Origin of the sequence: Vibrio sp. V30_P3S12P165, assembly GCF_009904905.1 — a bacterium.
Taxonomy (GTDB): Bacteria; Pseudomonadota; Gammaproteobacteria; order Enterobacterales; family Vibrionaceae; genus Vibrio; species Vibrio fujianensis.
Map to the genome: position 1 here is coordinate 1 of NZ_WXWH01000007.1, position 13,889 is coordinate 13,889.

11 protein-coding genes are annotated in these 13,889 nt (G+C 43.3%); 3 read left to right on the forward strand and 8 right to left on the reverse strand.

What is annotated here, in order from left to right; genetic code table 11:
* Positions 1-20 precede the first annotated feature (20 nt).
* From CAG57_RS01920 to CAG57_RS01930, 3 genes are all read left to right on the forward strand, one after another.
* Positions 21-527 (forward strand): glycosidase, encoded by a 507-nt coding sequence (locus tag CAG57_RS01920; RefSeq protein ID WP_161430698.1) that lies wholly within the window; start codon positions 21-23, stop codon positions 525-527.
* 275 nt (positions 528-802) lie between these two features.
* Complete coding sequence (locus tag CAG57_RS01925; protein WP_161434074.1) at positions 803-2,413, forward strand: alpha-amylase family glycosyl hydrolase; 1,611 nt, start codon at positions 803-805, stop codon at positions 2,411-2,413.
* Between the two features lie 358 nt (positions 2,414-2,771).
* Positions 2,772-3,941: a tetratricopeptide repeat protein gene (locus CAG57_RS01930; RefSeq protein ID WP_099610940.1), complete on the forward strand. Its 1,170-nt coding sequence runs from the start codon at positions 2,772-2,774 to the stop codon at positions 3,939-3,941.
* Positions 3,942-4,020: 79 nt separating this feature from the next.
* Here the strand turns inward: CAG57_RS01930 and sstT are convergent, their stop codons facing one another.
* The 8 genes from sstT to CAG57_RS01970 all read right to left on the reverse strand — a co-directional run bounded on the left by sstT (position 4,021) and on the right by CAG57_RS01970 (position 13,884).
* Positions 4,021-5,331: a serine/threonine transporter SstT gene (gene sstT, locus CAG57_RS01935; protein WP_161428076.1), complete on the reverse strand. Its 1,311-nt coding sequence runs from the start codon at positions 5,329-5,331 to the stop codon at positions 4,021-4,023.
* Between the two features lie 488 nt (positions 5,332-5,819).
* Positions 5,820-6,317, reverse strand: a complete 498-nt coding sequence (locus CAG57_RS01940; protein WP_161428075.1) for a copper chaperone PCu(A)C — start codon at positions 6,315-6,317, stop codon at positions 5,820-5,822.
* A complete protein-coding gene (locus CAG57_RS01945; protein ID WP_161428074.1) occupies positions 6,314-6,916 on the reverse strand; it encodes an SCO family protein in 603 nt (200 codons plus the stop codon). The genes CAG57_RS01940 and CAG57_RS01945 overlap by 4 nt, the downstream gene beginning before the upstream one ends.
* Positions 6,913-7,338: a hypothetical protein gene (locus CAG57_RS01950; protein ID WP_161428073.1), complete on the reverse strand. Its 426-nt coding sequence runs from the start codon at positions 7,336-7,338 to the stop codon at positions 6,913-6,915. Before CAG57_RS01950 ends, CAG57_RS01945 begins: the two co-directional genes overlap by 4 nt.
* Before the next feature lie 157 nt (positions 7,339-7,495).
* Positions 7,496-8,413: a DUF368 domain-containing protein gene (locus tag CAG57_RS01955; protein ID WP_161428072.1), complete on the reverse strand. Its 918-nt coding sequence runs from the start codon at positions 8,411-8,413 to the stop codon at positions 7,496-7,498.
* 725 nt (positions 8,414-9,138) lie between these two features.
* On the reverse strand, positions 9,139-10,722 hold the full coding sequence (locus CAG57_RS01960) for a GGDEF domain-containing protein (protein WP_161430544.1): 1,584 nt from the start codon (positions 10,720-10,722) through the stop codon (positions 9,139-9,141).
* The gene (locus CAG57_RS01965; RefSeq protein WP_161427366.1) at positions 10,703-12,190 is read right to left on the reverse strand and encodes a hypothetical protein; all 1,488 of its coding nucleotides are present in this window, start codon (positions 12,188-12,190) and stop codon (positions 10,703-10,705) included. The genes CAG57_RS01960 and CAG57_RS01965 overlap by 20 nt, the downstream gene beginning before the upstream one ends.
* Before the next feature lie 224 nt (positions 12,191-12,414).
* Positions 12,415-13,884, reverse strand: a complete 1,470-nt coding sequence (locus CAG57_RS01970) for an IS1 family transposase (protein ID WP_161427365.1) — start codon at positions 13,882-13,884, stop codon at positions 12,415-12,417.
* Between the last annotated feature and the right edge of the window lie 5 nt (positions 13,885-13,889).

Genomic DNA, 13,889 nt, shown 5'->3' on the forward strand with positions numbered 1-13,889 from the left:
TTATAATAAAAGGAATTAATATGAAACTACAAAAATCCTCATTGTTTATTGCGGTTATGATTGGTTTAATGGGATGTCAATCAACATCCGAGTCTAGTGTTGTAGAAGAAACAGTAACCAATTTATCGCCACAAGAGACGATAGACTTTATGTCCCGTTGTGATAATCCAGATAGCCTTGCCTCAGGCCCTATCAAACAGCCGCTGTATGTGGTTGGCAGTTTCCCTGATGCTGAATGGAAACATGTATCAGCTCGACAATATCATTATAAGGGAAATAACTTTTATCAAGCCGTGACGGTTGAAAAAGAAGGTGGTTATAAAATGCAGTATGCGACCGAACTTTGGTCACCACAATTTACCGCCAAAGGCCGACGACTTAATGTCGGTGAGTTAACAGAATTAACATTCGGTGGATATGGTACCGATACCATGGTAGACATTAAGCAAGCCGGTAAATATGTTTGGAGTCTACAATTTGATGAAAAAGGTAAACCACTTAACGTCATGGTTAACCCTTGTAAATAATTATACCCTTTCTACTTGAATCTGCAGTGGCTTGGCTACGTTTGTTCACCCTAACCACATCGCCTGTCTATGCTCATGGGGATGATGAGCGCCATCCGTGGCTCTCAACAAAGGCCAGCCTACGGTTATTCAAATTTGTTCCAGACAAATTTGTCACTCACTTGCCGTCGACCTGCAACGCCAAGTTGTTTGGGTATAGCTTTATTTCAACTCACTAAAATACAGTAAGGCTATTTTCATCGCTTGCTGTATTTTAGCTCTATTCGATTATTCCAATGAAAAATAAATTATATAAACGATTAAGTTTAATATCAGCGATTAGCTTGATATTAATTGGTTGTTCTTGGTCTGATGATCAAGAAAATCCAGATACAAGTGGTGATTTAAAACATTATGCGTGCTCGACCCAAGTCGCAGAAAAAACTAATACATTAATGACTTATCAAATCATGGTCGAAAGCTTTGTCGATGGTGATCCCAGTATTGGCCATGGGACAGGGTATGGGACGAGCGACCATAACGGGGATTTACAAGGCATTATTGATGCGTTGGATTATATTCAAGCATTAGGCGTGAATGCGATTTGGTTGACTCCGATATTTGAATCTCAGCCGATAGCAGGACAAGATCATTGGGCTGATCGCCTAGATGCAACCGGCTATTTTGCGACCGATTATTTTAAAATAGATCCCCGTTTTGGGGATTTGGCCACCGCGAAAACCTTAGTGGATGAAGCGCATAAAAGAGGGTTATACGTTTTCTTTGATGGGGTCTTTGGCCATCATAAACAAGGCTTAATTAAACCTTCACCTTCTGGTTTACTGCCTGCGGGGGGAAATAACCCGGTTGATTACCCAGCAAGTTTGGCGTTTTATAAAGAAGTGGCAACTTATTGGATCGAACAGCTTCGTATTGATGGTTGGCGGCTTGATCAGGCTTATCAAGTCCCGCTGGCAGATTGGGTTCAAATTCGTCAAGCGGTTGAACAGGCTTCTCAACGCGTTACTTATATTAATGCCGATGGCGTTGCCGTCAATCCATTGGGGTATATGGTGGCCGAAGTCTGGAAAGGTGAATCTGACATTGCTCGTCAAGCTTATGGCGAAGCACAAACCCCAGCGCTATGCTCTGCGTTTGACTTCCCGATGCGTTATCGAATCGTCGAAACGCTCGCGGTCAATGAAAGTGGTGTCGGTGGAAAGGGGGCGCAATGGCTAAATAATGGATTTACGACACACGACCAATACCCCGCACACGCTCAGCCTAACCTAATGCTTGGGAACCATGATTTAGTGCGCTTTGGGGATTTATTGCAACGCGGTGGACTTGCTCAACCCAATGATGTGGATTATTGGCTGCGCCACAAAGCCGCCTTTGCTTTCCAAGCCGCTTATACCGGGCCAATTACACTCTATTATGGTGAAGAAATTGGCGATCAAGTGGATAATTTTGCTGCGAAAGAAGATAACCAAACGTGCGTAATACGTGGTGTCTGTGACGATCATGTCGCTCGCAGCAGTGCAAAAATTGACGGCGTCAATGCAACGCTTGATGCAAACCAAATGGATTTAAAAGACTACGTTGCATCATTACTGGCACTACGAGCTAGGCATCCCGCCCTTTATCAAGGTTCTAGAACTCATTTACTTGCCGATGAAACCCGTTATGCGGATCTCAAACAATCAGGTGACGATCGAGTGTTATTTTTATTAAATACCTCTCAAGAAACCAAGCAGTTTTCTTTTTCTGTTGCAGAGCTTGGTTCCTCGGTTGAGCTTATTGACTTACTTGTTGACGGTACAAGCATTGCCCCTAGCCACGGTAATTATACGATTGTGATGGAGCCCTTACAGGCTCGTTTTTTACAGGTTCAAGCGACAAACTAACTCGATATGGCAACCTCTGTTTGTTGACGCTGAGGTTGCCGTATTGGTTTCTCCTAAAGTCGATATTTTTACTTTGAAGATTGTTATCTCTGGGTATGTCATGTAGCCCAAATGATCAGCTGGATGCGACGCTCTTTTTTCTTATTGAACCTACAACAAATTCTTGACGAGGAAAAAGGAGAATCGATTGGGGAATAGGCCGATATACAGTAAGCTTACAGGGAGTGAAATAAGGAATAAAACTCTATTCATGACAGTAATTCGACGACTTTGCTCGTGTCATTGTCGTTAGGTGGAACTTTGCTAGATCAAAAGAAACGATTGAATAGAGATGGAACCGTCAATAAAAAGAGATGATATGAATACCATTGGTATGGCAATTGGTGCGGCTGGGCTTTCTCTAATTCTAATTTTTGTTTGGATGATTTCATTATCGATCCGTAAAAAGCGTTTAGAAGAAGAGAGAAAAGCTCGGGAAGAGGCCTATCGCAAAGCACTCGATCGAATGCGTGAGCAAGAACGAAAAGAGCGTTTGTTTAAAGCTGAATCCGGCCATGTACCGACTATCTTATATTTAGCCAAAGAAGCCGAGCGAACCAATTTAAAAGAAGCGCTGTTTTGGTATGAGAAAGCGGCGCAGTTAGACAATATTAATGGCATGTATGGTGTCGTGCGCATTTGTGAAAAAGCGCGTGATGACATGATCCTAAGAGGAAAGGCTAAGTTTTGGTGGCAATTTATCCGAGCCATTGAAGGGGATCTTAATGCGAAGTTTGAGACAGGGCTTGCTCTCATTTATGGCCGAGGGATTGAAATCGATGTGGCAAAAGGTCTTACTTTAATTCAAGAGGCGGCGGAAGCGAAGCACATTGAGTCGATTATCTTCATGGGTGAATGGTGTGTCTCGAAAGATAATATTGCGCCAGCCCCTCGTGATTCAACATTTTGGTTTACTAAAGCGGCCAAGTTGAACAGCCTTGAAGGCATGATGAAATTAGGCTTGAATTATCTACAAGGCGTCGGTGTTGCTGCCGATCACGGTAAAGGCTGTTATTGGCTAGAACGCGCCGCAGAAAAAGGCCATGCAGAAGCCATGTTTCACGCGGGTGAAGCGTGGATTGAACGTGGAACAAGCGGCAATGCGATTGCTTATATTTGGCTATTTCTGTCTGCTTTTTTTGGTTATCAGCCAGCCAAAGGGCTACGCGATCATATTGGTGGTAAAATTGGGGTCGATTCAGTCGTTGGATTGCAGTCTTTAGCCAAACCGTTGCAGAAAAAAATTAGCGCCTCGACCGTGAATAAACATTCGATTATTCGGGCACTGAATAAGTTGTATAAACGAAGTGTCCCTGTGCCGAATAAAGGAGAAGTGCTTGAAGATGACGATATTCTTGAGCCTTTTGAGTCGGTTCTCGACGGTCATGACTTGGTGGATGAGCAAGAGGGGCAACCTGAAGAGAGCCAAGAAAAATCCAGCCCTAAACCATTAGACTTTTCTCAAGCCGCAATGGATAAACATCAGTAACCATGATGGTTAGGTAAGAGAGAAGAAAAACGGCTCGATTGGATCGGGCCGTTTTTTGTTTGAATAAGTAATATATTGATTATGGTTGGTTTTGTTTTGCTTGGCAAACTGCGGCGGTAAACACAACATCGGTTGAACTATTCAGCGCCGTTTCTGCTGAGTCTTGAATGACGCCGATGATAAAGCCAACCGCGACAACTTGCATCGCGACATCGTTAGAGATACCAAATAGGCTACAAGCAAGAGGAATCAATAATAGTGAGCCACCAGCGACACCCGATGCACCACAGGCGGATATTGCCGCGACAACACTGAGTAACAAGGCGGTCAATAGGTCGATTTGAATTCCCACCGTATGCACGGCGGCGAGCGTTAATACGGTAATGGTAATTGCAGCGCCACCCATGTTAATAGCGGCACCCAACGGAATAGAAACCGAATAGGTGTCTTTATCCAGTTTTAGTTTTTCACATAGAGCCATGTTGACCGGAATATTAGCCGCACTTGACCGGGTGAAAAACGCTGTCACCCCACTTTCTCGTAAGCATTGCCAAACCAGTGGGTAAGGGTTGCGCTTGATTTTTTGGGCGACGATTAATGGGTTTACGATTAAGGCAATAAAGAACATTGCACTGAGTAATACAGCAAGTAGCTGAGCATAACCGGCTAAGGCATTAAAACCTGTGGTGGCTAACGTCGATGTCACTAAGCCAAAAATACCAAACGGCGCTAAGCGAATAATAAAGCGAACAATTTGCGATACACCATGGCTAAGATCTTCAAATACTGACTTCGTGGTTGCCGAGGCGTGGTGAAGTGCTAGTCCTAAACCGATAGCCCAAGCAAGGATACCAATGTAGTTCGCCGACAGTAGCGCATTGACCGGATTATCGACCAATTTATACAGCAATGTTTGCAGAACTTCAGTAATTCCTTGCGGTGGTGTTGAACCTTCTATGCCTGAAACCAGAGTTAAAGTGGTTGGAAACATAAAGCTGAGTACAACGGCAGTCAGTGCAGCAGCAAATGTACCAAAAAGGTAAAGAATGACAATTGGGCGCATGTAGGTGTGTTGGTTTTTCTTTTGATTCGCAATCGAGGCGGCAACCAAAATAAAAACTAGAATCGGTGCGACTGCTTTTAGCGCGCCGACGAATAAATTACCCAGTAATCCTACTTTTTGTGCGTGTTCTGGTGTGAATTCGAACAAATGGCCGAGGAATTGTAATTTTGGTGCATACTTAGGTGAGAAATTCACCAAGGCAGTTTGAATTTGCTCTGGTGAAAAACTCGCTAAGGTTGCTAGTATTGCACCAGATAGGATCCCAGTTAAAATTTGTAGTACTAGATTCCCACGAGCAAAACGGGCAAAAATAGAGTTGCTTTGCATAGTTATCCCTGTAATGAAAATGAATTTATTTTATTTTTTCCAAGAAATGTTAGCCATCTGGCATAGAATCCCCTGCACCATCGTGTTTCTTGGATCGCTCTGTCATGCTGTGATTACGAGCTGTGCTCAGTAATATCGAGTGAACGAGGCAGCCAATATTAACGTTGCCAAACAATGTGTCTAGGTTTTATTGATAACAAGCATAAAAATTACGAAGAAGAGTGAAATACAGCTCAAATCAATGTTAATGGATTGTGGTTTTTTCGAGAGGGCCAATCTTTAATGGTTGTTGGCTACGTTTTTTCACCCCAATCACATAGCCTGTCTATGCTCATGGGGATGATGAGAGCCATCCGTGGCTCTCATCAAAGGCCAGCCTACGGCTGTTCAAATTGGTTTCAAACAAATTTGTCACTCACTTGCCGCCTACCTGCAACGCTAAGTTGTTTGGGTATAGCGGGTATTTATCGCTGCCCTCTTCTGATCAGTTAATGATGTTGCTGCATACTGCTCATCACCGTTTTTATCGGAGCGACAAATGAAAACGATTGACCGTCTTGCGTGGTTAATTGAAGCGTGATCTGCTCACCGGCAATAAACGGATGCTGAAGGTCAAATAACATAATATGAAAGCTGCCTGGCTTTAATGATAAAACCCCTTGTGCAGGTATTGTTAATTTATCAACTTGGCGCATTTTCATCACATCACCGTCTTTGATCATGTCGTGTAACTCAATTTTTCCTGCCGAAGGACTCGAAGCTGCGACAATATAACGGTCAGTTTTGCTGTGATTGATTAATGTGCCAAAAACGGCGCTGGTCGCAGCATTCGGTGGGGTAGCGCGCGCGTAAGGTTCTTTCATCATCAAACGATCTGCATAAGCGCTAGTATCTGTATAAGAATTATCATGTGTATAAGAACTATCATGCGCATAAGTATGAGCGGTGCATAAACTGGCAATTAAAATCAACAAGCGATATTTCATTGTGACCGTCCTTTTTGAGTTATAAGTGCTTCAATGGCTGTGATAATCGGGGTGGGGGTATTGGTATGAGGAACTTGAGTGAGTAACGTGCCGTCAGGCTTTAGAAAATAAAAGTAGGAGCTATGATCAAGGGTGTAGTTTAATTCAGAATTTGGCAGATCGGTTTTTTGCACGATGACGCCATATCGATCAGTCAAACGCTGAGTCTGAGCGAAAGGAAGAGCGAGACCTTCTATTTGCGGGTGAAAATACGCCGCGTAAATTTCCGTTGCTTGTGGTGTGTCTCTTTGAGGATCCAATGAGATAAAAATAGGGCGCAATTGTTGCAGAGCGGACTCGCTGAGCTGGTTGAGTGCTGCTCCTAGCATAGCTAGTGACGTCGGGCAGACGTCCGGGCAACGCGTAAAACCAAAATACACAATACGAATCCGCGAATCACGGGGGTCAAATAAATCTGCCATGAGCGGATGTTGAGTATCAGCAGTTGAAGCGGCCTCTGGTATGGTTTTTTGCTGAGAGGCTTGTGTGTCCCAGTAGTTTTTTAGGCCAAAACCAAAAGCGAAAATGACCACGCAAAAAAGCGACCAATTTTTACTCATTTTTCCATCCTTACTGAAAGATAAACCGTAGTTTCCCCATCGGTTAATGTGCCTATCCAGGTCATATTTTGCATGGTACAGACGGGGAGCATTAATTGGCCGCTAAACGAGTGTCCGGTGCTTCTGGTGAGTAGAAACTTGACCGTCCCCATCTCCATTTCTAGCCCTTGTAAAGTGAGCGTTAATTGCTGAGTTTGAGACGTTGGCCAATCGACCATCAGTGTCGTGCTTATAAGTGGCTGTACCGTATCTTGCGTTAATCTCATCGTTACGCCTTGCTGCTGACAAGGTTTACTGGTAACAGGGCAATAGTGCTGATTTTGTTGTTTGGCCTCCGATGAAAAATGCTGCATTAGATCGCTGGCGTAAAATCCGGCAAGCAGAGCAAGGACAGCACAGAGTAGCTTGATCACCATTGACATCGTACTGGTATCCATAACAATAAATACAGAATGTTAACATAGTGGAAATAGGCGTAAGCGGTGAATAAGAAAGAAGTGTGTCACGAGTCAAACTCTGAGTGGTTTTCTCTCGCCGCCTCGGTGCTGATAGCGGCGAGAGAAATGCAATGTCCAGTCTTTAGCGAGTGCGAGAGGCAAATTTTTCTAGCCCAAGGACAAGAATCATTGCACCAAGCATAGCGAGTATAGCAAGGCTTAAATGAGCTGACTGAGCGGTAAGGGATTCATAGTCAAATGGTGATAAATTTTGTTGAATGAGTGGCACTTGCTCGCCGTGGGAGTTGATTCTCCAACTGAGGGTTTGTTTCCAAGGCCAAATTTTAGGTAAGGTTCCAAGCATGAGTCCGGTTAGAAAGGTGAGCGTTACATCGCGGTAGTGCTTTAGTAGCCAAGACAATAGATGAGAAAAGCTCGTCAGTCCAATAACACATCCGACAAGGAATACGCTCAAGATATCAATTTGTAATGTTTTAATCGCATTCAGTATTGGGGTGTACATACCAAGGAGTAGTAAAATAAAGCTGCCCGAAATTCCCGGTAAGATCATGGCACAAATGGCGATACTGCCAGCGATAAGTATATTGAGATGAGTGATCTCCATATCGATAGGTTTAAGGACGGTAATCGTATAAGCTAGCAGCACACCAATACCAATAGCGCACCAGCGGGATAAGCAACGCTGGTGAACTTGTTGTAACATATGCCACACAGAAATGAGAATTAGACCAAAGAAAAATGCCCAAGTTGGAATCGGATGCGTGGCTAATAGCCAAGAAATAAACTTAGCTAAACTTATGATGCTTGTGAATATCCCACCAAATAATGCGAGTAAAAAACCCCCATTAATATGCTGGAAAGTTGCTTGAATACCTCGTTGTTTCCAATAGAGGATAAGGCTTGGGTTAATGCGTCGGATACTTTCCAGTAAGGTGTCATAAATACCTGTAATAAAAGCAATTGTCCCACCAGATACGCCCGGAACAACATCAGCTGCTCCCATGGCGATTCCTTTGAAAAAGGTACTTATATAATTCATTGTACACCTAACATCATGTTAAATAACAAGTCGCGCAGTATAGCAGACATGGTTTTGAAAGTGTTGTACAGATTATTGTGAGCCCTTGTCTTATCTGTGACTGCGGTTGTTTGGATTTTCAGTGTTTTTTTTGCATTTTGCAATTTTATTTTGCAATTTACTCACTGGCATCTGAGGTGAATTACAGGATGGATTCGCGTTGTGCCTTTATTAGGATAAAAATAAAAAAGAGTAATAGCGCGTTATTAGTGTAATTTGTGTTTTTTTCTACTAATTGTTGATGATTTTAATGTTGATATAAGCGATAAGTGCTAAAAGTATTTATTTTTTCTTATTTTTTATAAATTGGCACGTTAAGTGCTTTATGTTTGTTGACCCTTACTAAAGCCGAGGGTCACCTAGCCAACTGACGTTGTTAGTGAATAGAAATTTGTTCACACATAATATAAGCCAATCGACCTATTGCGATTGGCTATTTTTTTATTCGTGCGAATTTATATAACTTTCCTACTTCAATCTGCAGAGGTGTTGGCTACGTTTGTTCACCCCAATTACATCGCCTGTCTATGCTCATGGATGATGAGAGCCATCCGTGCTCTCACCAAAGGCCAGCCTACAGCTGTTCAAATTTGTTCCAGACAAATTTGTCACTCACTTGATGCCTACTTGCAACGCCAAGTTGTTTGGGGATAAACATCAGCTGAATGCTGGTAATGAGAGTTGGTCTACTCTGTACAAATTTGATTTCGACCATTAGCTTTTGCACGGTACAGGGCTTTATCTGCTCGGTAGAAGGTTCGTTGGGTATTTTCTCCAGGACGATGCACCGTGATACCGACACTGACCGTTAGCCTTCGATCCCCTAATATCGGTTGCCAATCAACATCGGCAATCCGTTGACGGAAGGCATCAGCGTGTAAAGCTGACTGCTTTAAGGTTTCACCTTCTAAAATGATCAAAAATTCTTCTCCACCAAAACGGATACAAGAAGCGGGATAGTGCTGGAAATAGTCGGTTAATGTTGTTGACACTTGGACAATGGCTTTATCTCCGACTAAATGGCCGAGATCATCATTAATCGCTTTAAAGTGATCAATGTCGACCACAAGGAAAGCAAAAGGCGTAGCATGGTGAATAAGTTCTTTCAGTTTGATCTCTAGCCAGCGTCGGTTATGCAATTGAGTTAATGGGTCGGTTAATACATCTTGTTGCAGTTGGGCGACCGTATTCTTTTGATGTTCAGTGGCTTCTTTGAGTTCTCGATTCTCTTGTTCAGAGACAATCAGTTTGAGCTGAGGTTCGAAACGAGCAAGCCGTCGTAATTGAGTCGCTCCTAGATCACCGATCGGAATCGATTTGATCAGGGTCGATTCGATCTTAAATCCTTTTTTTTCATAGTGGAGTGCAAGAGCGTAATTACCTTGGCGAGCACAGACATCACTGAATGCAGCATAAAGACTTTGTTCTAGAATTGAGACATTTTTTAATAAAGGGATTCGCCTTTCCGCTGCGCTCAGTAACATATTTGCAATATGGATTTTATTTAGCTCCAGCAAACAGTAAGCTTGTTCAATTCGTACCATATTGAATAGCCAGATTGAGTGAATATTCCCCTTGATATACTGTACATTAGTTAGTGTATGAATCGCTTTTTCAAGTTGATTTTTCTGACGATATAATTTGGCCTGATAGAGTGATATTTGCCCAATTAACGTTTTGTTAGTGGCGAGAGCGCTTAAGGTTTCACATTCGCTGAGCAGCGTTTGTGCTGCGGAGTATTGGTTTAACTGCAAGTGGCAAGCCAGCATACAGAGTTTATAGCGTAAACGCAGTGAACGGCTACTTAATGCACGGTCGAGTGCATCGACTTTTTGGTAATAGCGCAAAGCACGTTTGTGATCCCCATACGCATCACATAAATTACCCATCCCTAGCACGGCTTGAGCATAATCATCAATATAGCCATGCTCAACCGCTAAACTTGAGCTAGAGACGTATTCGTTTAGTGCAGCGGTATACTCCCCATATTCGACTAATCTATCGCTCAGACTTCGTTTTATATGCAGAATGAGCTCAATATTTTGGCTGGTTGATAACAAAGCGAGTGCGCTACGTAGCTCTTGGATGCTGTTGGCGATGTGTTTTATTTCTGTGTAATATTCTGCACTGAGAGTGAGACACAGTGCTTGTTCCTCGGGACTACTGGCAATATTTTTTTCAACATGATGCCAAAAAATCACCGCTTCTTCGCCATTCACTGACGTGACATCCAACCCTGCTTTCTGGATTTTATTCAGTAGCGCTTCCATGATGATTATCCTGTTGTTGAACGTGTTCCAGCTGCTCTAAAGTAAAAGGGAAACTTAAAATAGTTTGCAGTGTGATGACGGGCAGAGAATCGCTCAATCCTTTACGCTGCCATGGGTAAATTTGAATCATGTTAGCGACGGTTGCTTTGAGTTGTTCGGCACTTTGCCCAGTTTCTGCTAGCAGTAAACCGAGTTGGGTCGGACTTAAACGTGAAAGTAAGTCGTGCTGTGTGCAAATGGTATGAATAAGTTCGGTACAAATATCGAGATAATGTGGCTCGTCATGGTGGATCAGCATGACAGAATGTTGGCAATGTTGTAGTTCCGCTTTAAACATCATTAATTGTTCCCACCAATCGTTTTCTGCTACAACATGCGAGAGCTGTTTTTCAGGATTATATTCATAGTGGTTACGGACGCGTCGAATCAGTTTGTGAGCACGTTGTTCGAGTTGACGCTTGGAAATGTGGGCGCGATCGAGCCCGAGGCGAAAAGTTTGCTCTCGTAACATTGATAGGGAAAAACGGCGATATTTTTTAAACGCAATCAGGGCTTTTTGGTGATCGCCTTGTTGTTCAGCAACCCGCGATTGCTGCAAACAAATTTGTGATAACAATTCGCCATTATCAAACGTTTGTGCTGATTGTTCTGCACAGAGTAATAACTCAGTGGCTTTGTGATGATTTTTACGCAGTAGCTCAAGCCGTGCTCGGCTGATATAAGAGTGCGCTTTCATCCATACTAGATTATGTTTTTTGGCCAGCTCATGAGCCCGTTTTGTCGCTTGCTCTGCATCTTCTAATCGCTCTAACCCGAGCAGCGCCAAGCCTCGGAAGTCCCAAACTTCGGCTTGCCATGTATTATCGGTGTGATCGCGTAAAGCTTCTTCGGCCCCATCTAACACAGAAAGCATCTCTAAATATTGCTCGAGTAAATAGAGATCCCAGGCCCATAAAATACGGGCTTTACCTTCCAGCCAATGAATTCGAGTTTTGTTGGCAACACTGACCGCCAATTCATGTGTACAGCAAGCAAGCGAATATTCATTGGTTATTCGCCAGATATTTCCTAAGCCAATTAAACTTTCGATGATGATTTCGATCTCATCGGTTAAAGAGGCCTGTTCTAGTGCATTAATCCAATATTGTTGAGCGGTGTAGTACTTTGCTTGTCCCCAAAAATGGAGTGCATGGATATGTAGGATCTCGGGTAGATATTCATCACTCTCAAGACTATGTTGATACTGAAGAGCTTGCTTAATGGTCTTAAGGCCAAATCGATAATCCATTTTGCACCAAGCACCGCGCGAGATCAGAATATGAGATTGCAAAATACCATCAGAAAAATTCAGTTGCTTGGCTTGTGCTAAGCATTGCTCCGCAGCGGATATCACTTGTTGAGGGTCAGATTCTAGACGGCTTTTTAATTGTTCAAGCTCAAGTTCAAGAATGTGTTGATGCTTATCCAAATGGTTGTCCTTGCCAATATCTCGCTGATAAAGAGGCCAAATTTGCTAGGTGCCGACAGGCATGGTGAGCGGACTCAAGTACAAATCTAAGCTTAGTGTTATATGACAATAATTTAGGTTTATTTACCACTGGTTATCACAGTTATTGATCTTGGTTCACATTTTTAATTGAGAAATTTGAAGTTAATTTATGCCTGCCACTTTTGTATGGCCAAGGGCAGGTATTAAGACAGTAATTCTTTTAATGTCAGGGGATGCTCTGTCACGCCTAAGTTTTGCGCGGCAGTAAAGCCATATTTATCTTGATAACATAAATTGTGCCAAGCGCGAAAAATATCCAATAGCGGCATAATTCCGCCTGGACGTAGCTTTCTTCTTGGTTCATTGATGAGTGATTCAAACAACAATTGAAATCGCTGCTGATAAAAATCAATTTGGCGGGTGCTGGCAATGGGTAGCCAATGTTGTGGCGAGGGATGGTTTCCTGCCAGATAGCAGATGCCTTTGGTCGCGTGATGCTGGTGGATAATCGCCCAACGATCTCGCCACCAGCCCATTAAAACAATATCAATGCGAGTAAAAGGCTCGCTGGCGTTCCACTGATGCTCTTCTTCCACGTACATTAAATCAACTTGTTGCTGACGAATACGAGGTAAACAAACACTGAGTGCCGCTGAGCGTAGCAGCGGATCTTGCGGCATAAATAGAGAAACATGTTTATTGGGTAAACACATATCTAATACATGCAGATAGTGCGCATAAGCGGTATAAGGTGGTCGAATTAACGCGCCTTTAGAAGGATAATGAAAGGCGGTGAGGTTCCCCATTGGGTCTTCAACATTGCCTCTAGCTAAGATCGTTTGATATTTTTGATCGATACGTTCACGTAATATTGAAGACGGCTCTGGCATAGCCAGATTCGACTCGGAAGAATAATCGCGAGCCACAAAACGGGCAGGAAGGCGATAAGGATCGTGATCGCCGCAACTGGGGGCGTCTTCATTAGCAGAGTAGTTAACGTGTTGACATAAAATATAACCGGTTTTGGCATCGCCAGTGGTGATCCACAATGCACCATTATTGCTGAGGGGTTGCAAAGCGGTATAGTGAGAGGCTAACTGATATGAGTCAGCGTGGTTGACCCAACGTGCATCAATCATGGCTAATTTGCGTCGACAACGGCTGGCAATATGTTCAACATGGTCATAAAACGTTTTAGGGTTAATCGTCAGTTTGCGGCAAATTTCACGCACAGAATAGCCAGTAAACAGTAATCCTAGCAGGCTTTCTTGCAACGCGAGTTTATGATTCGCACCCGACCATTTATCAACGAATGTGGTTTGACAAGCTTTACAGCGATAGCGCTGGCGATCCCCGCTGTAACCGAAGGCATGGTAAAGGTGTTTATGTGTGTGAACCGATAAGCCAAAATTTGTGCAGTCAGTATGGCGACATGCAGGTAAGCCATCGCTATGCAACTGGCGTAGACGATGCAGTTCGTTGAGTACATCGGCATTATTAAGTAAAGGGGGGAAAGCACCACACTCTCGACAAACCATCGTTGGCCGCTTCGGGTTCGCATGTTGCAAAACGTAATGTTTTGCATCGCTCAAGCCAAAGTTGTTACACGCCAATGTTTTACAAAAGTTGAGTTGTAAACCCTCAGCCGCCAGCGGTAATTGGTCATTTGGCACGATCG

What these genes read in the sequence shown, in the direction of transcription:
- CAG57_RS01920 (WP_161430698.1), top strand. Translation starts at nt 21, where the DNA reads ATGAAACTACAAAAATCCTCATTGTTTATTGCGGTTATGATTGGTTTA.
- CAG57_RS01925 (WP_161434074.1), top strand. Translation starts at nt 803, where the DNA reads ATGAAAAATAAATTATATAAACGATTAAGTTTAATATCAGCGATTAGC.
- CAG57_RS01930 (WP_099610940.1), top strand. Translation starts at nt 2,772, where the DNA reads ATGAATACCATTGGTATGGCAATTGGTGCGGCTGGGCTTTCTCTAATT.
- sstT (WP_161428076.1), bottom strand. Translation starts at nt 5,331, where the DNA reads ATGCAAAGCAACTCTATTTTTGCCCGTTTTGCTCGTGGGAATCTAGTA.
- CAG57_RS01940 (WP_161428075.1), bottom strand. Translation starts at nt 6,317, where the DNA reads ATGAAATATCGCTTGTTGATTTTAATTGCCAGTTTATGCACCGCTCAT.
- CAG57_RS01945 (WP_161428074.1), bottom strand. Translation starts at nt 6,916, where the DNA reads ATGAGTAAAAATTGGTCGCTTTTTTGCGTGGTCATTTTCGCTTTTGGT.
- CAG57_RS01950 (WP_161428073.1), bottom strand. Translation starts at nt 7,338, where the DNA reads ATGTCAATGGTGATCAAGCTACTCTGTGCTGTCCTTGCTCTGCTTGCC.
- CAG57_RS01955 (WP_161428072.1), bottom strand. Translation starts at nt 8,413, where the DNA reads ATGAATTATATAAGTACCTTTTTCAAAGGAATCGCCATGGGAGCAGCT.
- CAG57_RS01960 (WP_161430544.1), bottom strand. Translation starts at nt 10,722, where the DNA reads ATGGAAGCGCTACTGAATAAAATCCAGAAAGCAGGGTTGGATGTCACG.